General features: G+C 57.0%; 19 protein-coding genes. 10 read left to right on the top strand and 9 right to left on the bottom strand.

The features are described from left to right. Window positions 1–594 precede the first annotated feature (594 nt). The 3 genes from ACVIIW_RS14825 (at window position 595) to ACVIIW_RS14815 (ending at window position 4,423) form a co-directional block, all read left to right on the top strand. On the top strand, window positions 595–3,270 hold the full coding sequence (locus ACVIIW_RS14825) for a PAS domain S-box protein (RefSeq protein ID WP_456701427.1): 2,676 nt from the start codon (window positions 595–597) through the stop codon (window positions 3,268–3,270). Next, on the top strand, window positions 3,267–3,950 hold the full coding sequence (locus tag ACVIIW_RS14820) for a response regulator transcription factor (protein ID WP_456701426.1): 684 nt from the start codon (window positions 3,267–3,269) through the stop codon (window positions 3,948–3,950). The genes ACVIIW_RS14825 and ACVIIW_RS14820 overlap by 4 nt, the downstream gene beginning before the upstream one ends. Before the next feature lie 86 nt (window positions 3,951–4,036). After that, window positions 4,037–4,423, top strand: a complete 387-nt coding sequence (locus ACVIIW_RS14815) for a response regulator transcription factor (protein ID WP_456701425.1) — start codon at window positions 4,037–4,039, stop codon at window positions 4,421–4,423. Between the two features lie 436 nt (window positions 4,424–4,859). Here ACVIIW_RS14815 and glmS read toward each other — a convergent pair whose 3' ends face one another. Further along, the gene (glmS, locus tag ACVIIW_RS14810) at window positions 4,860–6,686 is read right to left on the bottom strand and encodes a glutamine--fructose-6-phosphate transaminase (isomerizing) (protein ID WP_456701424.1); all 1,827 of its coding nucleotides are present in this window, start codon (window positions 6,684–6,686) and stop codon (window positions 4,860–4,862) included. 147 nt (window positions 6,687–6,833) lie between these two features. Then, window positions 6,834–7,082: a hypothetical protein gene (locus tag ACVIIW_RS14805; protein ID WP_456701423.1), complete on the bottom strand. Its 249-nt coding sequence runs from the start codon at window positions 7,080–7,082 to the stop codon at window positions 6,834–6,836. A gap of 466 nt (window positions 7,083–7,548) precedes the next feature. On the opposite strand from ACVIIW_RS14805, the gene ACVIIW_RS14800 reads away from it, so the two are divergent. The 3 genes from ACVIIW_RS14800 to ACVIIW_RS14790 all read left to right on the top strand — a co-directional run bounded on the left by ACVIIW_RS14800 (window position 7,549) and on the right by ACVIIW_RS14790 (window position 10,052). After that, a complete protein-coding gene (locus tag ACVIIW_RS14800) occupies window positions 7,549–7,857 on the top strand; it encodes a hypothetical protein (protein WP_456701422.1) in 309 nt (102 codons plus the stop codon). A 124-nt stretch (window positions 7,858–7,981) separates the two neighbouring features. Beyond that, on the top strand, window positions 7,982–9,067 hold the full coding sequence (gene gmd / locus ACVIIW_RS14795) for a GDP-mannose 4,6-dehydratase (protein ID WP_456701421.1): 1,086 nt from the start codon (window positions 7,982–7,984) through the stop codon (window positions 9,065–9,067). Beyond that, window positions 9,048–10,052, top strand: coding sequence for a GDP-L-fucose synthase family protein (locus tag ACVIIW_RS14790; protein WP_456701420.1), 1,005 nt, complete (start codon window positions 9,048–9,050; stop codon window positions 10,050–10,052). Before gmd ends, ACVIIW_RS14790 begins: the two co-directional genes overlap by 20 nt. Before the next feature lie 269 nt (window positions 10,053–10,321). Here ACVIIW_RS14790 and ACVIIW_RS14785 read toward each other — a convergent pair whose 3' ends face one another. The 3 genes from ACVIIW_RS14785 to panB all read right to left on the bottom strand — a co-directional run bounded on the left by ACVIIW_RS14785 (window position 10,322) and on the right by panB (window position 15,837). Then, window positions 10,322–13,423: an efflux RND transporter permease subunit gene (locus tag ACVIIW_RS14785; RefSeq protein WP_456701419.1), complete on the bottom strand. Its 3,102-nt coding sequence runs from the start codon at window positions 13,421–13,423 to the stop codon at window positions 10,322–10,324. A 676-nt stretch (window positions 13,424–14,099) separates the two neighbouring features. Further along, window positions 14,100–14,951, bottom strand: a complete 852-nt coding sequence (panC, locus tag ACVIIW_RS14780) for a pantoate--beta-alanine ligase (RefSeq protein WP_456701418.1) — start codon at window positions 14,949–14,951, stop codon at window positions 14,100–14,102. Window positions 14,952–14,964: 13 nt separating this feature from the next. Then, window positions 14,965–15,837 (bottom strand): 3-methyl-2-oxobutanoate hydroxymethyltransferase, encoded by an 873-nt coding sequence (gene panB, locus ACVIIW_RS14775; protein WP_456701417.1) that lies wholly within the window; start codon window positions 15,835–15,837, stop codon window positions 14,965–14,967. 141 nt (window positions 15,838–15,978) lie between these two features. Between panB and ACVIIW_RS14770 the strand changes: the two genes are divergently transcribed. Continuing rightward, window positions 15,979–16,224 (top strand): hypothetical protein, encoded by a 246-nt coding sequence (locus ACVIIW_RS14770; protein WP_456701416.1) that lies wholly within the window; start codon window positions 15,979–15,981, stop codon window positions 16,222–16,224. Window positions 16,225–17,934: 1,710 nt separating this feature from the next. Here ACVIIW_RS14770 and ACVIIW_RS14765 read toward each other — a convergent pair. The 3 genes from ACVIIW_RS14765 to ACVIIW_RS14755 form a co-directional block, all read right to left on the bottom strand. Next, entirely contained in the window at window positions 17,935–18,198 is a 264-nt protein-coding gene (locus ACVIIW_RS14765) for a hypothetical protein (protein WP_456701415.1), read from the bottom strand. A gap of 807 nt (window positions 18,199–19,005) precedes the next feature. Then, on the bottom strand, window positions 19,006–19,473 hold the full coding sequence (locus tag ACVIIW_RS14760) for a hypothetical protein (RefSeq protein WP_456701414.1): 468 nt from the start codon (window positions 19,471–19,473) through the stop codon (window positions 19,006–19,008). 1,692 nt (window positions 19,474–21,165) lie between these two features. Then, the gene (locus ACVIIW_RS14755; RefSeq protein ID WP_456701413.1) at window positions 21,166–21,450 is read right to left on the bottom strand and encodes a hypothetical protein; all 285 of its coding nucleotides are present in this window, start codon (window positions 21,448–21,450) and stop codon (window positions 21,166–21,168) included. Window positions 21,451–22,009: 559 nt separating this feature from the next. Between ACVIIW_RS14755 and ACVIIW_RS14750 the strand changes: the two genes are divergently transcribed. The 3 genes from ACVIIW_RS14750 (at window position 22,010) to ACVIIW_RS14740 (ending at window position 25,383) form a co-directional block, all read left to right on the top strand. Next, window positions 22,010–23,395 carry a tyrosine-type recombinase/integrase gene (locus tag ACVIIW_RS14750; RefSeq protein WP_456701412.1) on the top strand — a complete coding sequence of 462 codons (1,386 nt, stop codon included), beginning with the start codon at window positions 22,010–22,012 and terminating at the stop codon, window positions 23,393–23,395. A gap of 169 nt (window positions 23,396–23,564) precedes the next feature. Beyond that, a complete protein-coding gene (locus ACVIIW_RS14745) occupies window positions 23,565–24,206 on the top strand; it encodes a hypothetical protein (protein ID WP_456701411.1) in 642 nt (213 codons plus the stop codon). Then, a complete protein-coding gene (locus ACVIIW_RS14740; RefSeq protein ID WP_456701410.1) occupies window positions 24,193–25,383 on the top strand; it encodes an ImmA/IrrE family metallo-endopeptidase in 1,191 nt (396 codons plus the stop codon). Before ACVIIW_RS14745 ends, ACVIIW_RS14740 begins: the two co-directional genes overlap by 14 nt. 638 nt (window positions 25,384–26,021) lie before the next feature. Here ACVIIW_RS14740 and ACVIIW_RS14735 read toward each other — a convergent pair. Next, window positions 26,022–26,339 (bottom strand): hypothetical protein, encoded by a 318-nt coding sequence (locus ACVIIW_RS14735; protein WP_456701409.1) that lies wholly within the window; start codon window positions 26,337–26,339, stop codon window positions 26,022–26,024. Window positions 26,340–26,588: the final 249 nt, after the last annotated feature.

Below are 26,588 nucleotides of genomic sequence, written 5' to 3'. Positions count from 1 at the left end.
CGCCGACGAATACTCTTAATAAGCGGCATTTCCTCATGCGCGCTGCCTCATTCAAGCCATGGCGGTGATCAGCTTGGATTAGATGGCACTCGACGGAGCAGTCGCGGGTCATATAAGGCTGCGCTGGCTTCGGCGTCGGCGCTCAATTCCAGCGACACCGGTTGGAGACGAGTCTTTTGCGACTACTCGTGATGGCCTGATCCGATAGGTAGCACTCACGTAACGCCGGCGTCTGTTTCGGCGCCTGAACTTGCAGTTCTTCGTAGAAGCGGCCTTGCCGGCGAGGTGAGTGGTTCGGCAGTACGCAGCGGGTGTAGAGGGTGCATCGGCCAAACGAGCGAGCGAGTGCGCCGAATGGCTACCGGAGGCGGCGCAAAGCAGACGTTTAAGCTTCGCCTGCAGCCCCGTCAGTGACACCCATCGGAAAGTTTAGGACAATTATACGTATGTTTATAATGCGTTTTTTCCCGGCGCGTGCTGAGTTCGGTCGGAGGTGACCAATCTCGCACACGCTAAACCCAAGCGTTGAAGATTGCCCCATTTTTGCCGAAAATGCTATAGCTCTCGCCGGAGAACAGGCCGGACGGTCTCAAAATGTTTGTCCAGATCAGCAGTCGTAAACGTTCAGCCCCGCAGTTCACCTTCGGCGGCATGACGCTCGCCGCCGTTACATTGATATGCGTATACCTTCAGGCGCATTTTGCCGCGGCGGCGTTCGCCTATATGTTAGTAGTATTGCTATTTTCGTTAATGGGCATCTTCATCGCGTCGTCCGCGCTTTGCGTCGCAGCGATCGCTGTTCTCGCGTACTACTTTGCGCCGCCGGCGTTCAGTCTGCGATTCGATGACCCCCACGATCTTCCAGTCGTCGTTGCATTTTTTATTGTCTCCGTTGCGGGAACGTACCTGATGGGCAAGCTCCGCCAGGAACGAGAGACTGCGCGTGGGGCCGCAGCCCAACTTCAGCGGAGTGCGGCGGATTTGGAGGATCGCGAAAAACTCTGGCGCGCGATCTTCGAGCACAACCCGGCCATGTACGTCATGGTCGATGAAGCCGGTACTATCCTCAACGTCAATACGCTCGGCGCGACACAACTCGGCTATACTCGTGCCGAACTGATCGGCCGATGTGTGCTGGACGTATTTCTCGAGGAGGATCGCGCGTTCGCTCGCGAATGCGTTCGCAGCTGCCTTGAGAATGTCGGACAAACGCGCACGTGGGATGCCCAGAAAGTCAGGAAGGACCGCTCGGTCTTGTGGGTACGTGAAAACGCCAAAGCCATGCTCTGGGCGGATCAGCGGCCCATTGTGCTTATCGCCTGCGAAGATATCACGGAGCGAAGGCGGACCGAACTTGCGCTACAGCGGAGCGAAGCACATTTGGCCCAGGCGCAGGAGTTGAGTCACACAGGTAGCTTCAGCTGGAACACAACTACGGGTGAGGCTTTCTGGTCAAAGGAAACATTTCGGATTTTCCAATTGGATCCTGAGACCGTGCAACCCGAGCCGCACCTCGTCGTTGAGCGCACTCATCCAGATGATAGGGCTTCGGTTAGAGAAATTATCGATCGCGCGATGCGAGACCAGAGCGATTTCGAGCACGAATACCGGCTTCTGCTACCGGACGGCTCGATTAAGCACATTCACGCGCAGGCACGTGCCACGCGAACCGCTTCTGGCGAGATTGAGTTTGTTGGCGCAGCCACCGACGTTACGGCAGCGAGGACAGCCGAACAGCAGTTGCGCCGCAGCGAGGCGTATCTGGCAGAGGCCCAGCATCTCACTCACACAGGAAGTTGGGCCTGGGATGTCCACGGTCTAGATTTCGTGTATCGCTCCGCCGAGGTCGATCGTCTGTTTGCCTTTAGCCCACAAGAGCCGGTATCGATCGAGACCATTCGATCACGCATCCATCCGGACGACCTGCCGCGGCTACAGGAGGTGCAGCGCCAAGCGATTGAACTTAAGGAGCGGCGGTTCGAATATGATTTCCGTATCCTTGTACCAGATGGCGGGATAAGACGCATACACTCCGTTGCGCACGTGGTGGTCGGCAGTGATGGTATGGTCCGCGAGTTGATCGGAACGCATATGGATGTGACCGAGCAACACGCAGCTAAGGAACGCCTGGAAAACACACTTGCCGCGTTGCGCGAAAGCGAACAGCGCTTTCGCGACTACGCCGAAACAGCTTCCGACTGGCTCTGGGAGACCGGGCCGGATCACCAGGTCACTCACGTGTCTGAGCACACCAGCGCTGCGGGAATTTTGGCCACAGGATTGACGGGCCTCTTTCGCTGGGACATCGCGTGCGACCTCGAAGAGGAACCCGAGAAGTGGCGGCAGCATCGGGCGACGTTGCAGGCGCACCAGCCATTTAGGGACCTCGTTTATCGTACGCAGAATCGGTTTGGATCTCCAATATATGTCCGCACGAGTGGCAAGCCGTTTTTCGATGGAAATGGTACTTTCCTTGGCTACCGTGGCGTGAGCACTGACATTACCGCTACCATTCGCGCCGATCAAGCCGAACAAGAACTACGGAAAGCGCAAGCGGAGCTTGCACATGTGACGCGAGTAACAGCGTTAGGAGAACTGACAACCTCGATCGCCCACGAAATAAACCAGCCTCTCGCCGCTATTATCAACAACTCCGAGGCGTGCCTCGGCTGGATGGGTCGCGAGGCTCCTGATCTTGCCGCCGCGCGTTCCTCCGTGGAATGGATCATCGAAGACGCAATTCGGGCAAGCGAGGTGATCCGTCGCGTTCGCGCGCTCGCGAAGAAAGGCGAAATTGAGATGGTGCCGCTCGATATTAATGAGGTAGTTAAGGACGTCATTGCGCTGGTAACACGAGAGCTGGTGAGCCACCGGGTGAGGTTGCGAACCGAGTTGACGGCCGCGTTGCCTATGATCCTCGGTGATCGAATTCAGCTACAACAGGTGATCATTAACCTGGTGATGAACGGAATCGAGGCGATGGACGCAGTTACAGACCGGCCGCGCGAACTTCTGATTCATTCATCCAAGGACGATCTGGGACACGTGCAGCTCGCTGTGGCCGATTGCGGCGTCGGCATAGCCGAGAAGGACGCGGACCACGTCCTGGATCCCTTCTTCACTACCAAGTCGACCGGCCTTGGAATGGGCCTTTCGATCTGCCGTTCGATCGTGGAAGCTCATGGAGGACGGCTGTCAATGGTCCCCAAAAATGGACCGGGCGCGACCTTCCAGTTCACCCTGCCGCTGCATAAGGAGGCCGTGTTGTGACAGAACGATTTGATTCGCCAGGTGAAGGCAGCAATGCCGAGGCCTCGACGAAGGCGATCGTCTTTGTCGTTGAGGATGACATCTCCGTGCGCCGTTCGCTTACGAACCTTTTTAAACAGGTGGGGTTGGAGGTCATCGCGTTCGGATCGGCCCGGGAGATGCTGCAGACCCAAATTCCGGACGTCACCAGCTGTCTAGTTCTTGATGTTCGACTGCCAGGCCTGAGCGGCCTTGACTACCAGACCGAGCTGGCCAGGTTGAACATACACATCCCGATCATTTTCATTACCGGCCATGGCGACATTCCCATGACTGTCAGGGCCATGAAGGGAGGTGCCGTCGATTTTCTCAGCAAGCCATTCCGCGATCAGGAGCTGCTTGATGCCGTCGTTGCGGCGACTGAACGCGATCGCAAGAGACGGGAAGCTCAGCGAGCCGTCGCGAACCTGCAGTCGCTATTTGAGACCCTAAGCCCCCGAGAGCAGGCAGTGATGAGACTTGTCGCAGGCGGCCTGATGAACAAACAGATAGCCGCCGAACTCGGGCTCGCGGAGATTACCGTCAAAATCTATCGCGGACACGTCATGAAAAAAATGCGTGCCCGCTCGCTGGCCGACTTGATCAGGATGAGCGAGACGCTGGGAATTAGTTCCAATCGTCCTGAACAAACCCAAGTATGATTTTACAAGTCTATCACTTAAGCCCACTTTTCGCCGAAAGTGGCTAGCGCTTCGATAGCCGCTGTACTGCGTTGGGAGGGCTCATCTTGTCCACGCCTTTGATTTCTGTCGTCGACGACGACGCCTCGGTCCGTGCGGCGACAGAAAACCTTTTGAAATCGCGTGGCTACGACGTGCAAATATTTTCGTCCGCCGAGGCACTCCTGCTGTCGCCGCAGTTGGCCGAGACATCCTGTGTCATTACCGATGTGCAGATGTCAGCGATGAGCGGGCTGGATCTTTTGGCAGAGGTGCGGACGCGTGGTTACGACGCACCGTTCATCTTCATTACAGCTTTCCCCGACGAGCGCGTGCGCGCCTCGGCTATGGACGCGGGAGCGATGGGATTTCTCGCCAAACCGCTTGGCGGAAAAGAGCTACTCAAGTGTCTGGACAACGCGCTGAAGGCATATGGCGATCGAGGCGGCATCTGATTCCACCCCCAGGCTTGAGTTCATGTCTGATCCAAAACACATCGGAACGAAGATCCCCACTACCGAGCATCGTTTCGCACGGAACTGCAACTCGCTCTGAATACTTCCAGTTAGCAGCGATTTGGCCACGCGCAGTCCCCTTCAGGTCCGCGCTCGCGTTGACGCGCAGCAGTTCCCGCCAGTGAGCAACAGCCACTCATGTCCGCCGACGGATGTAGCGACCTAATTTGAAATGAGGCTATCAGCACAAAGCGAGCCGGCCGAGCGTTTAGATATCAGACCAATCGGGCTGACAGCCGCATTGGTTGATGTGGCCAGCTACGAGCAATTTCCCGGATTAGAAACTAGTTGAATTCTATCACCCAACCGAGGTAACGAAACGCAAGCCCGAGCGGGTCGACCGAGACTTCTAGGCCTGGACAAAAACATTTCAGCCTCATTCCACAGTGACCGATTTCGCGAGATTTCGCGGCTGATCCACGTCCGCGCCCATTGCGACAGCGGTATGGTAAGCTAAGAGCTGGACCGGAATAGCATAGACCATCGGCGTAAAGCTTGCGGCCATTGTCGGCAGCACGATGGTGCCGAGTGTATCCACCGTCGCTTCCGAAGCCCCCTTCGCATCGGTGATCAGGACTATCTTGCCGCCCCGAGCGGCCACTTCTTGCATGTTCGAGACGGTTTTGTCGAAGACGCGGTCGTAAGGCGCGATCACGACTACCGGAATAGCCTCATCGATCAGCGCGATTGGCCCGTGCTTGAGTTCCCCGGCGGCGTAGCCTTGCGAGGGAATATAGGAAATTTCCTTTAGCTTAAGCGCGCCCTCAAACGCCAGAGGCGCCGATGCGCCACGACCGAGATAGATTGCGGCCCTCGCGCCGGCCATATAACGCGCGAGCTTTTCAATCTGAGGCTCGGCCAACAGGGCCGCAGCAATCAAACGCGGCACTTCAACGAGCTCTCGCACGAGGTTCGCTTCATCGATCCTTGACAGCTTGCCTCGCTCTCTACCTGCTGTGACAGCAAGCACCGCCAATACCATCAGCTGGCAAATGAATGCCTTGGTGGACGCGACGCCGATTTCCGGTCCAGCCAGCGTCGGGAGAACGGATTCGCTCTCGCGTGCGATTGTCGATGTCGCAACATTAACTACAGATATCGTGTGTAAGCCCTGGTCCTTGGCGTATCGCAACGCAGCTAGCGTGTCGGCGGTCTCACCCGACTGCGAGATGACAATCGCGAGATCGCCAGGACGCAAAGGCGCTTCCCGGTACCGGAACTCAGAGGCTACATCGATCTCGACAGATAGACGCGCCAGCCGCTCAAACCAATATTTGGCGATGTGGCCAGCGTAACTTGCCGTGCCGCACGCAACAATTGAGATACGCTGAATGGAATTGAAGTCGAACGGCAATGTCAGCGGAATGGCGACGCGCTTGGCTGCGCTATCCAGATAATGGCTCAAAGTCTTGCCGGCTACTGCCGGCTGCTCGTGAATTTCCTTAGCCATGAAGTGGCGATAATTCGCCCTATCCGCAAGGAGAGACGATACAACGGACTTTGAGGTTTCCCGCTGGACGACAGAGCCGTGTGCGCCATAGATCACGCAAGTCGTGCGCGTAAGCACGGCACAGTCACCGTCTTCAAGATAGGTAATCGTCTCGGTCAAAGGCGCGAGCGCGATCGCGTCGGATCCTAGATACACTTCACCGCTGCCATGTCCGATCGCAAGGGGCGAGCCTTTGCACGCACCGATCAAAAGATCGTCGTGACCGTTGAAGAGGAATGCTAAGGCGAAGGCACCGCGCAGCCGCGGCAGCGACGCCTGTACCGCATCCTGAGGCGAGTAGCCATTCTTGAGATACGACTCGACCAAATGCGGCACCACCTCGGTGTCCGTCTCTGATTTGAAGTCAGCTCCATTCCGCTCTAACTCGGCTCGGAGCTCGCGGAAATTCTCAATGATCCCGTTATGAACGACTGCTACACTTTCCGTCGCATGCGGATGAGCGTTGCTCTCCGTCGGCTTTCCATGAGTCGCCCAGCGGGTGTGGCCGATGCCGCTTTGACCCGCCGGAGTGCTATGGCGCAGCTGCTCCTCAAGGTTTCTCAGCTTGCCTTCAGCGCGGCGGCGCTCGACACGCAGACTTTCGAGAGTCGCGACACCCGCTGAGTCGTAGCCACGATATTCCAATCGCTTGAGCGCCGCGACCAACTTCCCAACGACCGGACCGCGGCCCAAAATACCAATAATTCCACACATATCAATCCATGCAGCCCAACTTCAACGAGTCCGGCGTTCGCGCTATGGCAGCCCCGTGGCACAATTCGCTTGCCAGAAGGCGACGGGTTTCAAGTTCGGGATGTTCGGCGGCCGCTTCGTTGGCCTGATTTAACTCTGTCTCACCAATCATCGTTCATCCAAATTCATTCCACCTTTTAGCTCGCGATCGAGCAGAAACTGCAACGGTGCCGCCCACAGCGTGACCTCCTCGACGAGAGGCAAACGTTTTGGTGGGCCTGCATAGGGACATGCAGCTCCGCGCAAACAGACTCGCTCGGTAGCACCGATGGCTGTCGTCGTTTCAAGCCGCAGTGAAGATGTCGACCAAATAGTCTGGCTCCATAATCGAGGATATTCGAACAGATCGCCCTTCACGATTAGTCATCTCGCCACCCCCGCTTTAAGTTTCCAAAACGAACGCAGCAATACTGGCCCTACCGAACGACGCTGGTGCGGCAGCGACTGAGTCGGTGCGTCTTACGGATAGACTCTTAGAGGAGGCTCGTTTCGTCTCGGCTTCTCTCTTTCAGATATAAAACGAAAGTTGGCCAAGTCCTCCACATGGTCTGGCGGTGATACAGCTGCGCAGCGGTGTTCGAGCTTCAATTGTCCAGTCTTCCTGGAAAGGCTGCTCCGGCGCGCGTTTAAGAGACTTGTCATGCTTGGACTGAGACAACTTGCGTTCGGTCAAGTTAGAGGATCGGGGCCCAAGCTCCATTGTACGAACGTAAACTTTAGATATCGAAAGGTTCCGCGGTCTATACCAACGTTTGTCAGCCCTTATCTCACTGTTTTCCGCCGGCCGTCCATTGCCTGCCGCAATTTGCCTAGGACGTGCGATTTGTCGACCGTCAAGACTGCTCTTCTATTCAAAGCCTGCACCCTCGCTCTTCCGCGTCATCATGAGACTGCCAGAATGCATACAGACGCAAGAGGAGAAAGCAGCAGACAGTTGGCACTCTCATTGGAAATATCGGCAGGCGGCAAGCGCGCCTGGTGGACGTACGGCGATTACAATTTTCTTTCGCCTGCTCAGGATCATGGCCGTTGCGACGTGGCTGGCGTTCATTTTTTAGATCAATGTGTTGGCATCAATCGCTCCACCTCTAAATCAATGTATATGGTGTGTATTCCTTCGTGGCGTGTATGACTTGAGGCTAACGAAGGCCTCCTTTATTTGAGCTTGGAGCGCACGTGCGCGTCTAGATTCTTCCGGAAGCGGCTTCGCGATTGTTTTTCAGAGCAGGACTTTTCCGGTGCAATTAAGGGAGACCATGGCAGCTCACAATTCAAACCGGCGCATTGCGCTGATCACCGGCGTCACCGGGCAGGATGGCGCATATCTCGCTCGGCATTTGCTCGGTCTCGGCTACACCGTGCATGGGGTCAAGCGCCGGTCGTCCTCCTTCAACACCGCGCGCGTCGATCATCTCTACAAGGACCCTCATGCCGGCGATGTGCGGTTCCTGATGCACTATGGGGACATGACGGATTCGTCCAACCTGATCCGCCTAGTGCAGCAGATTCGGCCGACCGAGATCTACAACCTTGCCGCTCAGAGCCACGTTCAGGTCAGTTTTGAGAGCCCGGAATACACGGCCAATGCCGACGCCGTGGGTGTTTTGCGGCTGTTGGAAGCCATCCGCATCCTCGGCATTGAGAAGGAAACGCGCTTCTACCAAGCCTCGACTTCGGAGCTTTACGGCCTCGTGCAAGAGGTGCCACAGAAGGAAAACACGCCATTCTATCCGCGCTCGCCATATGGCGTCGCCAAGCTCTATGGCTATTGGATCACGGTAAACTACCGTGAGGCCTATGGTTTGTTCGCGAGCAACGGCATCCTGTTCAACCACGAGAGCCCTATTCGAGGCGAGACGTTCGTGACACGCAAAATCACGCGCGGTGTCGCCCGCATCGAGGTCGGCCTCGAGAACAAGCTCTATCTCGGAAATCTCGATGCTAAGCGCGACTGGGGTCATGCCCGCGACTATGTTGAGGGCATGCATAGGATCCTGCAGGCCGACGAACCCGATGACTTCGTGCTCGCGACCGGCCAGACGCAGTCGGTCCGAGAGTTCGTCGAGCTGGCGTTTGCTGAGGTCGATCGCTGCATCGAATGGCGCGGCAAGGGCGTCGAGGAGATCGGAGTCGACAAGGCAACAGACAAGACCCTGGTGCAGGTCGATCCGACCTATTTCCGTCCGACCGAAGTGGATCTCCTGATCGGCGACCCCAGCAAGGCGCGCGCGAAACTCGGCTGGGCAGCGAAGACGCCGTTCTCGCAATTGGTGAAGGAAATGGTCGCCAGCGATCTCATACAAGCCAGAAAGGACGCAGCAAATGGCGGGTGCGGCGTTTGAGCTCAAAGGCAAGACGGTGTTCGTGGCAGGCCACCGCGGCATGGTCGGCGGGGCGCTAATGCGCCGGCTGGCGCACGAGCAGGTCGATTTCTTAACGCCGTCACGCAGCCAGCTCGATCTGCGCGATCAATCCGCAGTGAATGCCTGGTTCGCCGCGAAGCGGCCGCAGGTCGTCTTCCTGGCGGCCGCCAAGGTCGGCGGAATCGTCGCCAATAATACCCTGCGCGCCGACTTCCTCGTCGACAATCTGGCAATAGCAAGCAACGTGATCCAGGCGGCTTATGCCAACAAATGCGAGAAGCTGATGTTCTTCGGCTCCTCGTGCATCTATCCTCGCTTGGCACCGCAGCCGCTGCGAGAGAACTCGCTGTTGACTGGGCCGTTGGAGCCGACCAACGAACCCTATGCCATCGCCAAGATCGCTGGCATCAAGATGGCCGAGGCCTATCGCATCCAGTATGGCGCCGATTTCATCAGCGTGATGCCAACCAATCTCTACGGCCCCGGAGATAATTATCACCCTGAATACAGTCACGTTTTTGCCGGTCTGATCCGTCGGTTCCACGAGGCGAAAATATCGGGCGCCAGCAACGTCGTGGTGTGGGGTACCGGCGCGCCGCGCCGCGAATTTCTTTACGTCGACGATCTCGCCGACGCCTGCATCCATTTGATGAAGACCTATTCCTCCCCAGAACCGGTCAATATAGGCACCGGCGAGGACATCAGCATTGCCGAGTTGGCACTCATGGTTGCCGCCGCCGTCGGCTTTCGCGGTGAGATCAGCTTCGACACTTCGCGCCCCGACGGAGCGCCGCGGAAGCTGCTTGACGTCGGTCGGCTGTCGGCGCTCGGCTGGCGTGCCACCACCTCGCTCAATAACGGCATTCAGCTGGCATATCGGGCTTTTCGCGCTGAGAGCGATCGACGGTGTCAGAGTGATCTTCTTGATCTCGGTAAAGCAGTCTGCGTCCCTAATAAATCATAACAAGCAATGAGCCGGCAGAGCGTTCCGCGGATGGCTAGTCCACCTTTTCAAGAAGAGAGTACTGATTCTTTTTGGCTCCGAAGTATCCAGCTTACGCGTTCGCTGGCCGTAAACATCCGGCCCAGCTTCAACTTAGCAGGCGGCAGCGGATCATCAACGTGCTGCGCCGAGCAAATGAGACATCCAACTTTGCACCATAGGGCGTGAATTCTCGACGCGCATGGAACGAGAAGTGATCCGAGTGCGGAGCACACCTGATGGTTTGGCGGTCATTGCTTGGCCATCTCGGCATCAGGAGCGTTGGTGAAGTGAAGCTCGGCAAGGTTCGCGCGGTCGCGGCTCGCAGGGCCACGATGGTTGGATGCGATCGTGACGTAGAGCGCTGGGAGCACGAATAGCGTGATCAGCGTGCCAACAGACATGCCGGCGGCGAGGACGAGCCCGATCGAGAAGCGGCTCGCCGCGCCAGCTCCCGTTGCAGTCAACAAGGGTATAAAGCCCGCCACCATTGCCGCCGTGGTCATCAAGATTGGGCGCAATCGGACGCGCGCGGCCATCTCGATGGCCGAGCGACGGTCGAGTCTCTCCCTGAGCTGAAGCTCATTGGCGAACTCAACCATTAGGATGCCGTGCTTAGAAATTAACCCGACAAGTGTCAACAGTCCAACCTGCGTGTAGATGTTCATGGTTGCCCAGCCAAAGAATAGCGGAAGCAAGGCACCGACCATTGCCATCGGCACGCTGATCATAATGACGAGCGGATCCCGCAGACTTTCGAACTGGGCTGAAAGCACCAAGAATATGATGATCAGTGCAAACGCAAATGTAATCGCGAGTTGGTTGCCCTCCTGCACATACTGGCGAGCATCGGCCAGGAAGTCGTGACTGAAGCCCGAGGGCAGTTTCTTCGCCTCGGCTTCTAGGAAATCCAAAGCCTGCTCCATCGTGACTCCGGGCATTGGCACGGCCTGAAAGGTCGCGCAATTTAGTTGGTTATAGTGGGTGAGCGCGTTCGGATCGATCGCAGTCTCGATGGAGACTATAGTAGACAGCGGAAGCATCGATCCGGTCGCGGTCTTTACATAATAACTGCCTATTGCTTGCGGCGCCAAGCGTTCCTCTCGTGGCACCTGCGGGATCACCTGGTAAGAGCGGCCCTGCAAATTGAAGCGGTTGACGTAGTTTCCCCCAAGTAAGGTAGCGAGCGCGTTACCGATAGTCTGCATGGTAATCCCAAGCTCGTTAGCCTTGGAACGATCAACCTTGATTCGTACCACCGGTTGGTTGAACTCGAGATCCGAGTCGCTCACCACAAACAGACCGCTCTTCTGCGCGGCATCCTTTAGCTTCGACATCTCCTCGTAGATAGATTGAAAGCCAAGCGTCGAATTGAGGACCATCTGCACTGGTAAGCCATCCGTACCGCCTGGAAGGGGAGGCAAGCTAAAGGCAAACGCGTTAATGCCTTCAATCTTCGATAGTTCCGTCTGGACAAGCGACTTTAATGCAGTCGATGATCGCGTGCGCTCGCCCCACGGTTTGAGCAACATACCCGCCATGCCGCTCTGCTTTCCGCTAGCGCCATTAAGCACGAAGCTCACGTCAGTCTCTGGAAACTTCTTGAACATGTTTCCAAGCTTGGTACCGTAATAGTCGAGGTAGTCGATATTGGCGTATTTCGGTGCTTTCATGAGCACGAATACGATACCTTGATCCTCCTCCGGCGCAAGTTCCTTGGAAATATTCATATAGAGAAAGGCAACAAGGCCCAGCATGGTCAGCGCGAACAGACCGGCAACTGGGCGATAGTCAAGCGAGCGGTCGAGCTTGCGGCCGTACCATAGCGTTATGGCGCCGAAGCCGCGGTTCGCAACCCGCGCAAATCGCCCCCCGTCGGCGCGCCTCAGAAATAGCGAGCACATCATGGGCGACAGCGTCAAAGCGATCACCCCCGACACAATCACCGCTCCTGCTAGCGTAAACGCGAATTCGCGGAATAAGGCGCCAGTGAGGCCGCCGAGAAATCCGATTGGGGCATATACCGCGGCCAAGGTAATCGTCATAGAGATAACGGGACCGACGATCTCGCGCGCGCCGCTTGTCGCCGCCCGTAGGGGCGTCTCACCTTCTTCTAAATGGCGATGAATGTTCTCCACCACCACGATCGCGTCGTCGACAACGAGACCGATCGCGAGAACCATCGCAAGCAGAGTCAGCAGATTAAACGAAAACCCCAGCACCAGCATCATGCCGCAGACGCCAATCAGCGACAACGGAATAGTGACCACAGGAATGATGACCGACCGCAGCGAGGCCAGGAACAGAACGATCACAACTACCACGACGGCGGCTGCCTCAGCGAGCGTCTTCTCCACTTCGTCGATAGACGATTGAATAAATGTGGTGGAGTCGTAGGCCACTTTCATCCTCATGGATGGCGGCAGGTTACGCTCAATTTCCGGAAACAACGCGCGTACGCCTTGCACTATCTTTAGCGGATTGCCCTGTGGACTTGCCTGCACGCCTATAAAAACCGCATGCTCACCGTTCATCGTGACGCTAGTGTCTGTCGCCTGGGCGGCAAGCTCGACTGATGCAATGTCCTCAATGCGCACAAGTCCGCCGTCATTGGCTTTGACGATCATCCGCTTAAAATCGTAGACACTTCGAAGATCAGTATTGGCCGTAACATCAGAGATAGTGAAATAGCCTTTGATCTGGCCGGCCGCAGCCTGGAAGTTGTTAGCGGCAATTGCAGCTGAAACTTCAGCCGGCGACACGTCGTGCCCGGCCATTTTCGTAGGATCGAGCCAAAGTCGCATCGCAAAACTCTGGCCGCCCAGCATCTCTGCTGTTGCGACACCGTCGACCGTTGAAATAACGGGTTGTACTACGCGCGAGAGGTAGTCGGAGATCGCACTGGCCGGAAGTTCCTCGCTTGAGAAGGCGACAAACATCACAGGAGTGGCTTGGCCAGTTGACTTTGTGACAACCGGATCGTCTGATTCCTTAGGAATTAGGTATTTGACTGAGTTAACCTTGGAGAGCACCTCCGTGAGCGCTTCGTTCGGATCAAAATTAAGCTTGACGTGCACTTGGATCGTCGAACTGCCAAGCACAGACGAGGAAGTGATGTAGTCAACGCCCTCTGCGGAGGCGACTGCTTGCTCGAGGGGCGTGGTGATGAACCCCTGTATCATTTCGGCGGAGGCACCAGGGTAGGAGGTGGTAATAGCAACGACCGTGCTCGATAGCTTGGGATATTGCCGGATCGGCAGTAGGGTAGCGGCACGCAGGCCGGTCAGCAAGATCAAGAGGCTGACGACGATAGACAGTACCGGACGCTTGATGAAAAGCTCGGTAAATGCCATGTCGACTTATCCTTCAAGAGTGGGCTGCAAATTCGCCGGCAACTTACACCAGGGCGATAATTATCAAGACGGCGACTGTACCAAAGACGCTAATACGAGCGACGAGCTATTGGCTGCTCCAAGTCGCCCACACGTCCGCGAGCGCAGACGCCCTATTCTCCGCTTCCAATCTCTTCGTGGCTCTTTGAATGCTGTTCCGCCGATCTCGCGGCTTATCGCGATCTCAATAACGGCACCTTCTATGAGACCAAAAAGGCGGTTGACCCAGATGTTCGGCTCAACACCTGATCGGAACGCGCCGACTCCTTTGCAAGGCATCAGTTCAGACTTCGCACGGCCCCTTAGATCGGACGATCCAGGTTCAACATTGAAATTACAAACGATCTGACTGGTGCTCAACTCTACAAAGGTAAGTAGGTGATATAGCGTCGGCTGTGAAGCACTATACGAAGGTTTGCCGAAGGGCCCGCTGATCACCTGCACGACTTGCGGGTTTGCCAGCGACACGAAGTTCACGGCTGATATAAAACGTGCGCATGCGCTATCGCTTCGCCAACTCGCCGAACAAGGTCGCGTGGGAGCTTGCTCTCTGCTGCCGCCACAATGCGGTGTCGGAACAAAGCCTTGAGTGCTTCTTCAGCTTAATATGCTGCAAGCGGCATAGCTACGCATTGCGCTACAGGGTTGGCAAAGTCAATATGACGTTATCGATCAGCCGCGTTGAGCCAACGTAAGCGGCCGCACAAAGCGCCGCGGGGCGCCGCAGTGGACTGTCGGCGGTTTTGAGCGTGTCACCGTCGACAAGTTCAAGATACTGTAGTCTGTCGACAGCCTTTAAATGCCTCTTCGCGACTGCAATCAGCTTTTCAACTTCGCGCTCTCCCGAGCGAAATTCATCGAGCGCTGCTGACAGTCCGCGACTGATCGCAAGGGCCTGCTGACGCTCTGCTTCGCTGAGATAGCGGTTGCGACTGCTCATTGCGAGGCCATCATGCTCGCGAACGGTTGGTACGGTGACAATCTCGATCGGGAGATTGAGATCAACTACCATGCGACGCACGACGGCGCATTGCTGAAAATCCTTCTGCCCAAAAAACGCGACATCGGGCTGCACCATGTTGAACAACTTGCATACGACAGTCGCGACGCCACGAAAATGTCCAGGCCTGAAGGCTCCGCACAGTGGCTTCGCGAGATCGCCCGGTTCAACGAAGGTTTCGAAATAGCTCGGATAAACTTCATGCGCACCGGGCGCGAAGAGGATCGTGACACCCCGACCGCGGCACAGTTCTTCATCACGCAAGAAGTCGCGTGGATAGCTGCTGAGATCTTCATTTGGTCCGAACTGAGTCGGGTTGACGAAGATGCTTACGACGGTCACATCGCATTTCGCCTGGCTCGCCGCGATTAGCGCCAGGTGACCATCGTGCAAATAGCCCATTGTCGGCACGAAACCGACCCGTTGGTCGGCACTGCGGCATTTTTCAAGGGTATGGCGAAGTTCAGCGACGGTGGTGATTGTTTGCATTTCGTACTCTACATTAAATTGAATTAGACGGCACCCAGTTGGCAATAGCCTCGCCGATCCCTTCCGGAAGTCGATAGGACTCTTGCGCTCCGGGGAATGCACCACAGCGGACATCCGCGGCCCAGCGAGAAAGCGCATCTTGCAACTGCTGAAAGCCTTCCGCATAGGCGCGGACGAATTTGGGCCGATGACCTTCAGTCAGACCGAGCACGTCGTGAAACACGAGGACCTGCCCCGAACAGTACGGGCCAGCACCGATTCCGATCGTTGGTATTGTCAAGGAATCGGTCGCTCGAGCGGCGAGCTCGGCCGGAATGCCCTCCAGTACCAAAGCGAAACAGCCGGCCTCCTGCAGATGATGAGCATCATCGAGAAGACGCAGCGCTTCGTCCGCTTTTCGGCCCTGCACTTTGAAGCCACCCATGACATTGACGCTCTGGGGCATAAGGCCAAGGTGGCCCATCACGGGAATCTCGCAATCGACAAGGGCACGCACCATGTCGATTCTCTTGCCGCCGCCCTCGAGTTTCACCGCAGCCGCACCTCGCTGCAGAAATCCCCCGGCGTTGCGTATGGTTTCCCCGACACTGACGTGATAGCTAAGGAAAGGCATATCGGCGACGAGCAGAGCACGAGGCTTACTGCGTACTACGGCTTCCAGATGATGATTCATCATCGCAACGCTCACTGGAAGCGTGTTTTCGAAGCCAAGGCAAACGTTACCTACACTGTCACCGACGAGAATAATATCTACTGTAGGGTCCGCGATACGCGCCGCAACCGCGTCGTAGGCCGTTGTCATGACGATACGCCGGCCGTCTTGCTTCCACCGCTGCAGAAAGGGAATTGTAATTCGGTCGATCAGCTGCTCCGAAACGTGGCTCATTTGGACCTCAGTTTGATTTTGCTCTTCGGCCTCAACTCAGTTCGCCCAAAGGACGAACAGCAAACAATGATTTGGTCACGGGCTTGTCGGGTTGAGCCATTGAGAACACAACGACGCGGCCTGCGTGTGCCGAGACTGACCTTGGCCGAAATCGGCGCCCCGGAGTTCTTGTTCCGGATCTTCACGAATCTCATTGGTGGAATGGCCGCTGAAATCGGGCTGTGGATCGAGGGTGATCGCGCCGCGACATTGAAGGTTGGCTTCCCTCTCATGGTTGGCAGCGAATACTTTTCTCATTTGAAGAACGTTGAGGTTCCGCGCAGCTCGGTACCTTCCTACGGAGCGTGGAAGAAAATTGTCAAGATCGGCAAGAGGAAAAGAAATTGACGTCTCGAAAAAGGCTTGCTGATGGATAAAAATGCCATTTGGTTGCGCCATCAAGGCCAGAAGACTTTCTTGGCTTGCAGGTTTTCAGGCGGCCGTGTTCCGCTTCGACCGACTCGCTGGCCGGCCGTCCAAAGTCGGCGACCACTCGGGTCTGCATCGATAATTTGCGTGCTGACGTCGGTTGCGATTTATTTTCCAGTATGGCCCCTTGTGACACTCGTCAGCGCGTGTGGCAGGCAGGATTTGGCTTTGTGTTGATCAATCGCAATCCATCCACCCGTTCCTTGTGGGAACGCTCGGCTGCACGATGTTGGCCGGGATTTTAAATTGCAGCGCGGCTGCATCCTCTCAGGCCACTTACGATCGCGCTCGGCACAATAGCCTCTCCCTCGGGCTTCGGGATCAGAAGCCAATTTGTTTAGGTGTCCATTTGATCCTGCCTGCGTGAGGTAAAGCTTCGATTCTCTTTCATGATCTGCTGGCCGACCTGCGAAAGCCCACATCTGGTCTCAAAGACATCCTACCCGAACTGGCTTCCGCCGGTGCGGCCCCTCTACACCGCGCGTATGCGCGAAGCGATCTGTCGTGCTTCCTTCGGCCGCAGGTTGTGTTTCACGCAATCGAGTATGGCGAGCATCGCCTGAACTTCTTCGATGTTGAATGTGGTGACTTGGCGGTCTGATGACCCACAGACTGATCGACGGCACGAGCCTGATTAGCTGCAAGTACCGCAAGCGCTTGCGACCGCAGGGAGGCGATATGCCGCTGGAACATATGCATCTCTCGGCCTATAGCTGCCCTGTGGCTCATGTCGCAAGCGCTGGTGGCCAACCCAGTCACGAAGATCGGGGCTGGCCACCTTTGCTCCCATGAGGCTCAAATTCTCAGGGCCACAAAGTAGTAACTTGGAGAAGTATCGAAGGGCACCTACCAAAATTGGTTGATCCTATCCTCGTCGGCGGCCTCCTAGGTGGGTCTCTGTCTTTGAACAAATTGGCACCGCATGTCCAGACACGGGGGCGTTGCATTGAAGAGAATGACAGGCCAAGCGCATGAGCAAAAGTTGGCGGAGTAAATCCAGTCCGAGCGCGATGGAAGAAGTTCGTTGGTATGATTGTCCGAGAGTTCGGAAGCCCGAGAGGGACTACCGATTGAAGTATGGCGGCGCTGTCGGTCAAGTCTCCCAATGGTGGACATAATTGCACCAAGACAACAGCAACGCATTCAGCCAGGCCTGCTCCTTCTCTTCCAGAAGGTTATTGATGATTCATCGGAGGCAGTGCAGGCGCGGGCCGGCGCCCCCGTGGTTGCTTTGGAGAAGAGGCAGTCCCTGCCCGCCCGGACCGTCAGCTCAACTTGGCGGAACTTAATTCGGTGTTTATCCCCCAAGCATACACAGGGGCAGCGCTCTGTCCCTGCCACTCAGCTAAGCACAAAATTCAGCCTCACGCGGCGGCAACAACCAGATCGGGCGCGCATCGCTCGGAGAACGAGCGAAATAGCCAGAATTAGACCTAACCCGTGAGTTGGAAGCAGTGCGAACGCGGCTCGGCGCCTGGAGGCCTGGGGGCATCATGAGGCGCTATCCCTGCCGCGTCCGCACTGCAATGAGCTTAACGGAAGCGTAACTCGGCACATGGTGGTCCTTCAGCTCATGCGCTGTCCCTGCCACGCCCCCGCTAAACCCAGCCATTCTTTATCGAAGCTGGCTTACCGAAAGCTGACAGACTTGAACTGCAACTTTACAAACAAAAGCGGCCCATCGGCGCCACTTGCCGAGGAGAGTAATTCGACGTTTTCGCTTAGACGATAGCCCATTGGCGCACTTGCAATCACCGGCAGCCGCAGGGGCCTCCGCCCCGAATTGGCGCTCAGCCAGTCCACTGCACGTTCAAGACTGATCGCCGCTATGACTTCAAGCTTCGGCCGGTGCGGCTCTTCGGCGGAGCAGGATTGGCCAATCGGATCGCGCATGAGTTGCTTTCGACCCAAAAACCTCCCGCCGTTCACCGGGGGCGCGCTCCACGCTGGTTTTTCGTATCGAAGAAGGTGCGTTCGATCCTCAATATGAGGTTGTCAGGGTGTATCACGCCAATCAACCGGTAGGCGCTAAAACTAGTCAATCGGCGCGTTCGAGAAGGCAGCGCGGATGCGACTCAGCACGTTTTTCCACCGGGGGAGGATGGTTAAAGGCGCCATCTCTGCCGCATCCGCTTCGCCGGATACTTAGGGCGACATGACTTGGCGCCGCCATCCGAGGTGGAAAGGCGCTGTTCCTATCACGTGCCGCCGGCTCAGTAGGCAGCCTCGGGGGATCACAAGGCTAGCCTACCCCGCTTCCCGTGAGGCTCGTAGCCTCAGGGTACAGTGCGACTTTAGCGAGAAAGCGGCCTTGGGTGACCTACCAACATTGATGGTCATGCACACCAATCGAGAAATTGGTGGCCAAACTTGACGACCGAGCGAATTCACGCCGCTTAGTCCTCCAGAGCGATCAGATGACGCCTGAGCGCCACTATATTCCCTATCTCCGTTTCAGTTGCCGTAAGTAAAAGAGACCGAGCGCACCCTAAAGCAACGGCTAAACTCAGCATCTCGTCACAACGCGGATGGCGCTAACTGGGATGTCCTGCCATCGTGAAGCCGTCCAAGTGAGGAACGGCAACAAAGATCGTTTGTTAGCGATGCAAACCGCTCTTCGCTCGCAGCGCGTTTGTGTAAGCCGTTGAGGATCCGAGTGCTCGGCCAAATCTTAGCCGTGGATCATGTTTGACAATGGCTTTATTCTTCTTCGACTAGTTCAACGCGGTATGCGCGTTCATTTAAGCGGCCGTTGTCATACCAGAACCGCACTCGCGCCCCAACCAAAAGCGGGACATCGCAGTTTATTACGCTTCGGTCGGTGAAATAATAATCGCGCGTCTCGCCATCCGCATGAAGGAAGCCATAGTAGCCGCGATCGTTCGGCTTGACCTTGACGACTCGGCCGAGCGTTTCAGGCATTGGCAGAAGCCGGACATGACGCGCGCGCGGGTTTCGACCGACACCTCGTATGCCGTACTCAAAGCCAACCCTCGTATGCGGCGCGTCGATTTGGCTCGGGTCGCAGCCGACAAGATCGCGCTCGTCAAAGTACACGGTTAGCTCACGGTCGCACCCCTGCCCAAGCGCTGCGTCGACGATATAGCCGTAGTGCCGGCTCCGATTGTTGCGGTCTTCCCGGAAAACGATAATTCGACCCTCAGCCATGAGAGAAACTCGCGACCTTTCACGGAACCGGAGATCGCGCGATTAAGCGAAACTCGCTCCTCGCTTTTCGCACCTGCCGCTCGGCCGCGAACGAAATCATTTTCTTCGGGTTCGTCGGGATGTCGCCTGCCCTACCACTCGCTCGGTCGAGGCCGGGTGAGGGGCGACACAGTGCACGACACGCCGTTGCGTCGCGCCATCGGGTTTTCGTGGTCACCTCAGCAGGGTTCTCCTCAGCTCAGCTCATAAACCAATGTCTCAAGTTCGAGCGCCAGAAACCCCGTTCTCGCCGTCCAGCCGTGAGCTTCTGAGCTTGCATGGTGGCAGCACTGTTCATGCCGAGATCTGGTTCGGGCGCTGCAGAGCGCCGTTAATCAGAGCATCTTTACATACAAGCGTAGGACACTGCTCATTACATCGCGGCCTTTGTCGCGGATATACCTCCCGGCGCTTTGGCGATTCTGGCGGTTTATCGGTTCCCGAGACCAATGTGCAATCGAGTACGGACTGCGGCAGCGACCGTTGGATCGGAGCATTTATTACTCGGGCCGAAGTTTGTGGCAAGCTTGAGCGCAGTTGCGCGACGGAGTTCGCAGCGAGCAGTTCGATTTCATGCAGAGCCGTTGGGTTGCAGAGAGGCGCAAGCGTCCGCGTCCTCCTCTTGCCATTGAGCATCGGTCATCTCCTTCTCTCGCAGGCGACAAACGGCTTGCGCTCCCGAAACGAAGTTGCGAGAGCAACGCAATGACTGCTATGCGTGGCTCATTGCAAGGGGGCCTTTTGCTTTGGTCCGCGCGACGCTTTGAATTCCGCAGATCTTTCGCGATGGATTTCAAGATTTCGCGCAGGCGGAGGCTGCGAGGCGATCTGTCTTGGTGTTATCCGTCTTCGGTGTAGCGTTGAATTCGCGTCTGCGGGATCGTCAAAGCGTGCCACCATTTACCTTCGTAGGGAACCGGCATAACAATCAGTATAATCGCAAAGTGCGTACTTGCGCTGCGCACTGCTGCGATAGAGTATTTTGACGTACGAGTTTCCCCTTGGCTCTCGCCAAAGATCTCGTCTCATCTGTGATATTTGCTCTCGCTGCATCCTGAAGCATTTCGAGCCCGGAAGGTTTAGGGCGAGCGTGGCAGCGCGGGCCGGCTCTCCACGCTGTTCAAAGCGGCTCTGAAAACTACCGGCTCCGCGCTGTGAGCGAAGTTTACTGACGATGTGACTCGGCGCCCGTGGAGAGGCCCTTGGAAAGCGCTGTCCCTATCACTTACGCCGCTAAATTCGTTCGCCAGCGTCACGGTACCACAACGCTGCCACCTCGCACCCTTGGGCGGCTGCTCAAGGATGCTCTGCCTTTTAACGCCGAGAGGCCCGCAAGGCACCTGCCAGATTTGAGTGGTTGAGATGATTCAGCCAAAGACATCAACTTCCTTCACGCCAATTCAGCGAAGTGGCTTGCGGCGTGAAGCTCAAGGAAACTCCTTCCGCCATTCGGTTGGCGCTGGAGATGATGCAGGGTAAGCCGGGAGGGCAGTTCGCGCCTTATCTTCCGGCAAGAAAACGATAACACACACTCATCTGTGCCGCCGGAGATACCTGCGGCACCAGAAGGCAGATATATACGGGCTACGCGCCCCGCCGTCGACCAAACTGGACGGGACTATCCCCGGCCCGGTCCGTTCAATCTGTAGGCCCTTACTTGGTCTTGAAGTACCGCAAGAGAAAGCTTCGGTAATCGTCGCAGGCTTCGTCCAAGTTGATGCCGAAGGTCTCCAGTAGCTCTGCGACCTCAGCCCTGACGTGGCCTACGTCCGCCTTTGCGAAGGCGTCTTGGGCGAGGTCCAGTATCTCACCAACCTCAAACTCATCTGACGAATGACCGTCGAGATCGAAGCTGTTGAGTGACGCGCTGCCTTCATTGCTCAACGCCCGAGGCCCTCTTTGCCGGTCCAAGTCATCGCCTTGGAGAACGCTGGGCATTAGAACCCGGTCATTCTCCTGATTTCGATGGCGCTGAGGCTCTCGCGAACTGGCTTAGCGGTCAGCGCGCTCAAGTGTGCGATCAAAATCCATCTGGACGGGCTTGGCACGCACGTTTGCTTCGTTGCGAACCTTCGTCGCCAGCGATCTCTTCAGGAAACGAGGCACGGCTTGTGCAGTTTGAGGACGCGGGCCACAGCCTCTTGCAGCCGGTCGGGCACTCGCTGTTGAGCGTAGAACGTCCCCATCTCTATCTTTGACTAGTCCCATCACGCGCATCAAATGCTACGGGCTCGTGCTGCCACCTGACAGCAGACAAAGCCATAGTTTGCGTGATGATTTTGATTTAGCAGGGCTTCTGGAGCCGCTGGCGGTCCCTACGGGAATCGGACCCCTGTTTCAGCCTTGAGAGGGCCAATTTGACGGCCAACGCCTGTCCGCTGGCGTCCACCAACATCCAATTAGATCAATAGGTTGAATAAAAGTAGTTCACTATTGTCCGCCGTCATGCACCGCTGCATATTTGACGAATATTCAACGTTCATCAGGGCGAAGCGACATGTCAAAGACGCTCACCGAGGCTCAGGTTACGACGGCAAAGGCCCGGGACAGGCTTGAGCTTGGCGTGCATTGGCGCCGTCTCGATGCCGAGGCGCATCTGGGCTATCGCAAGGGCAAACAAAGCGGCGTCCGGTTCGTCCGCTGGCGGAATCACTACGAAGGCGGCAACTACAAGCAGGCTCCCCTGGGCGTTGCTAACGACCTCAACGACAAGCCAAGGGATGGCACCCTAACCTTCGAACAGGCCATGAAGGCCGCGCGCGAAGCCGTCGACCAGGCCAGAACGGAAGGGGCGGCCCAGGCAGCCGGCCCTGCGCCGACGGTGCGGACGGCCGTCGAGGTCTACATCAAGGAACGCGACGAGCGAGAAAAGCGGCGCACAGGCCGCGAGATCCGATCCGATGCCAGCATTAAGCTGCGGCGATACGTTCTCGGCCAAGAAAAGCGCGGCAATCAGGAAGCGATCGAGCCCGCTCCTCTGGCAGCGGTGGCTCTGCATGCGCTCACAGAGGATCACTTGTGGACGTGGCGCGAGGGCCTGCCGACAGACCTGAAGGTCACGACCAAGCAGCGGTTTGCGAACGATTTGAAGGCCGCGCTCAATGCTGCATGGCCAAGGCTTTCGACCGATCGAAAAATGCTCAACCCGACGTTTCTGGCCATCGTGAAAGCGGGTTTCAAAGCCGAGCGGGTCGACGATGATGATGAGGTGTCGGTTGCTCGAGATAATCAGGTCCTTACGGACGAGCAAATTGGCGCCATCCTCAAAGCTGCGCGGGAGATCGATGAGGAACAAGGCTTCGATTTGGATCTGTACCTCGTCGTTGTCTGTCTAGCTGCCACGGGAGCCCGCTACGCCCAGGTCAGAAGAATGCGGGTTCGTGACGTGCAGGTCGCGGAACGGCGCCTGATGGTGCCCGGCTCCTACAAGGGCCGTGGCGGCAACGGCGGATCCGTCCCCGTTCCGGTCGGCGACGACGTGATCGCGGTGCTGCTGCCCGCGATCGTCGAACGAGCCGGCGATGCAATCCTGTTCGAGCGGTGGTTCCACGAACAGGAGCCGGGTAGCATCGCGTGGAAGAAGTCCGAGCGGAGCGCGTGGAAACGGGGCGAACTCGTCCGTCCTTGGAGCGCCATTCGCGATCGCGCCGACATGCCAGAAGTTATTCCGTACGCCTTCCGGCACTCCAGCATCGTGCGCGGCCTCCGCAAGGGCCTTCCCATCCAGCAGGTCGCGAAGCTGCACAACACTTCGGTCAAAATGATCGAGCGGCACTATGCCAAATACATTGCAACGGCTCTCGAAGACCTCGCCAGGGCAGCAGTTGTGCCGCTTGTGCCGCGGGACGGAGGGAATGTGGCACCAATGAAAAGGCGGGCGTGACGAGTGCTTAAAGGATCGCAGGTCAAGCGCGAGCGTCAGTACCTGGACAGCGAGTGCATCAAGGTCGTTTCGCCGGACCGGGGCAACATCAAAGATCACGGTTGACAAAAACGCCATTTTTTCGGATAAGGTTGCGCACGTCAGGGGGCAACCAGATTCGAGGAAAAACGTGGATTGCGCAGAAGCCTTTCTCCGAGACCAGATCCCGCTGGCGTTGCGGTCCTTCATTCCCGCCACACTTAAAACTGCCTATGAGGCCGCCGCTCTTCTCATCGCGGATGAGCCGATCCTGAACGTCACCAGCGCGCAGGACAACCGAGGCCGCATCATCCAATGGGCCGTCGATCTCGGCTTCGAGCGACTTTGCAGGAGCGGGCAGTGGCCATTTGATCTCCGCTGGCGCTGGTTCGAACGCCCGACCGGCCGGTATCTGGAAATCCTTCCTTCACATTCCGCGGTGACAATCAGCCAGGTTTCTGACCCTTCGAAACAGCCTCGCGACGTTGCATTCCGAGCGAACAAACGCTTGAACGGCCAGGGCTGGTTGGCAGGGCTGAAGCCGGATGGCGAAGAAGCGGGAGGCACCCCGCACATCTTGCTGTTTCACGGCTACCAGACTTTGAACTTCGCCCATCTTGGGCTCCCGCGGGAGGATCAGCAGAAGGGGTATCACTACAGGACCCCCAACCTGATGCTGATGCCTCACGTTGTAACTTCACCCGAACCGCCGCCCGAAGACACCGACATCGAAGCCGTGGTGACCCTCAAAGAAGAAATCGACAAGTGGCGTAGAGACAATGGGGACCGATAGAGTAGTCCAGTTTCCCGCTCCTGCCGCCCGCGCACACCAAGCCGGGCGGCTTTTGATTCCATCCAAGCTGCGCGATGCGCGGAAGGTCGCAAGGATGTCGCAAGGCGATCTCGGCGATCGCATCGGCGTGTCTCGGCAGGCGGTTTCCGCCTACGAGCGCGGCGACAAATCGCCGGAGCCATCCACCTTCCAAAAAATGTCAGATGTCCTGGGCCAGCCCGTCAACTTTTTCACTAGTCCAGACGGCCCCCCATTCGGATCCGCGGGAGCGCGGTTCTATCGCAAATTCGGACCTGAAACGCTCCGTCGCAACGAGGCAGCCGCGGTGCTAGGCGATTGGTTTGTTCAAACGGCAAAATACTTCGACGGATTTGTCAATTACCCGCCTCCCTCACTCCCGGAATGTGCGCCTGCGAACTCGTCCGGCCGCTATGAATTTGAAGAGATCGATGAGATCGCGCTCAATCTCCGGAAGCTATGGGGTCTTGGGCCTGGTCCGATCTCAAACGTGCTCGCTCTGCTGGAAGCAAAGGGCATCGTGATTTGCCGATACGAAATGCAGGGAGAGAACGTCGAAGCATTCTCGTTCTGGAATGGCGCTCGTCCATTTATTTTCATGGCCTCCGAGAAGGAGGCCGGCGTCCGGAGGCGCTATGACCTAGCCCACGAGCTTGGTCACCTCGTTTTACATCGATGGGTCGAGCAATCGGACCTGGAGGACAAAGCCACGCTGAAAGCAATAGAAGCCGAGGCTGATAAATTCGCTGGTGCTTTCTTGTTGCCGAGCAACTCGTTCCCCAATGAGGTTTACACCACTCGGCTTGACGCGTTCGTGCCGCTTAAGGAGCGCTGGAAGGTGTCGATACAGGCCATGGTGTATCGATGCCGCGATCTGGAAGTGATCGACGCCGACCAAGCCCTCAATCTCTACAAGCAGATATCCTTCCGACGCTGGCGCAAAAAAGAGCCGCTCGACGATCCTCGCAAGATCCCGGTCGAGCAACCGCGTCTGTTGAAGCGCGCGGTAGAACTTGTGCTTGAGAGCGGAAAAAAACATCCAGAAGACATCCTGAATGAGCTCGCGCTCAGCGCCGGGTGGATTGAAATCTTCTGCGCTCTTACGCCGGGAACTCTTGCAGGCCCCGGCCAATCTCCGGTCGAGCCGACACTCAAGTAGATCGCATGAGGAGCGCATCGGCGCGTTGCCTGCGTATGCCTCAATTAGCGGCCTCTTTCCAACCCACGACGGGCAGTACTTCACCGCCGATCCATGCCACCACGAATCGATAATTTGCGCGCCGCTGCCGGCGTCGCTTTCATGGCGGCATGCCCGCCCTCACCCGCCGCCGCAGCAAGGACGTTCCCCACCGCGAAACGTGGCTGATCTATTGTCTGGAGTTTTACGAACGGGTTCTCAGACGAGCCGCGCCTTCAATCCAGAAGCAGCATTAGTCACGCCCTCACGCTGCATCGTAGCGGAGCCTCGCGAAGGCCGCTCCGACGTGCCGTTTGGATCCCACGACCGCGCCCTCCTCGCAGTGCGCGGACATTTCTGCCCCGGCGTCAAATTTTCCTTGCACCGCATTCTCGAATAGCATGTAGCCGCTAAGAGAGAATGTTCTGTCTTGATCCGACAAGAAGCCAGAAGCGGTGGGATGAGGGCTATTATAGCAACTGCTAATTAGACAATCAAAAAGGCCCGCCGCCGTCAATGCAAACACCCGTCGGCCCCCGCGTCGCCATCGGATGCGGAGGCCGATCGAACGCTTTAGCGCGCCTATAAGGGAAAGAAGATCGCGTTTAGGTGCCGCGGATTCAGTTCAGCAGTTCGAGGTGCTTAAAAGCAGAAAATGGGATGAAATGAGTCTTGTTACTTACATCCTGGCTTAACACGATCCAACTAGGACCGACAGCAGTTACGACTCCTTGCTCGGCAAGCCAGTAACCGCCGCCAGAAGCGCCGGAATTCCATTGCCACTCGTACCTCACGATTACTCGGGTAACTCCCGCCTTCAAAAACTGATTTGCATCCGAGGTTGACGAAACGGCAGCCGGTTGAACTGTCTGTCCGAAAGCTATGTTCGTCATCCCAACGAGGATGAGCAATGCTGCATAGAGTGGGTGCGTACGCATAATTACCTCCGTCATCTAAGGACTGATCTGGTAAAATAGACGTGCGCTAAAGCGCACTGATACTACCTCTCCGCTTGCAACCTGTAAACGTTGAATTGAAGTCGCACTCGCTGGGTCCGTGCTGGGCGGACGATGGCGGTCGCCATACTGCCGGCATTGTTGTCGAGTGCTCGGTGCCGGGCCTGAACGCAAGTTCGCGACGATAACGCGCCGAGTAGGCCATACCGGCCGATTATCGCGGCTTCGTCG

The organism is Bradyrhizobium sp. USDA 4449 (assembly GCF_054056275.1).
This window is presented reverse-complemented; position numbering and strand designations above follow the sequence as displayed.

Bases quoted from the DNA above. Each gene is read 5' to 3' on its own strand.
- ACVIIW_RS14825 (WP_456701427.1), top strand. From the start codon at position 595: ATGTTTGTCCAGATCAGCAGTCGTAAACGTTCAGCCCCGCAGTTCACC.
- glmS (WP_456701424.1), bottom strand. From the start codon at position 6,686: ATGTGTGGAATTATTGGTATTTTGGGCCGCGGTCCGGTCGTTGGGAAG.
- gmd (WP_456701421.1), top strand. From the start codon at position 7,982: ATGGCAGCTCACAATTCAAACCGGCGCATTGCGCTGATCACCGGCGTC.
- ACVIIW_RS14790 (WP_456701420.1), top strand. From the start codon at position 9,048: ATGGCGGGTGCGGCGTTTGAGCTCAAAGGCAAGACGGTGTTCGTGGCA.
- ACVIIW_RS14785 (WP_456701419.1), bottom strand. From the start codon at position 13,423: ATGGCATTTACCGAGCTTTTCATCAAGCGTCCGGTACTGTCTATCGTC.
- panC (WP_456701418.1), bottom strand. From the start codon at position 14,951: ATGCAAACAATCACCACCGTCGCTGAACTTCGCCATACCCTTGAAAAA.
- panB (WP_456701417.1), bottom strand. From the start codon at position 15,837: ATGAGCCACGTTTCGGAGCAGCTGATCGACCGAATTACAATTCCCTTT.
- ACVIIW_RS14765 (WP_456701415.1), bottom strand. From the start codon at position 18,198: ATGCGCGATCCGATTGGCCAATCCTGCTCCGCCGAAGAGCCGCACCGG.
- ACVIIW_RS14760 (WP_456701414.1), bottom strand. From the start codon at position 19,473: ATGGCTGAGGGTCGAATTATCGTTTTCCGGGAAGACCGCAACAATCGG.
- ACVIIW_RS14755 (WP_456701413.1), bottom strand. From the start codon at position 21,450: ATGCCCAGCGTTCTCCAAGGCGATGACTTGGACCGGCAAAGAGGGCCT.
- ACVIIW_RS14750 (WP_456701412.1), top strand. From the start codon at position 22,010: ATGTCAAAGACGCTCACCGAGGCTCAGGTTACGACGGCAAAGGCCCGG.
- ACVIIW_RS14740 (WP_456701410.1), top strand. From the start codon at position 24,193: ATGGGGACCGATAGAGTAGTCCAGTTTCCCGCTCCTGCCGCCCGCGCA.
- ACVIIW_RS14735 (WP_456701409.1), bottom strand. From the start codon at position 26,339: ATGCGTACGCACCCACTCTATGCAGCATTGCTCATCCTCGTTGGGATG.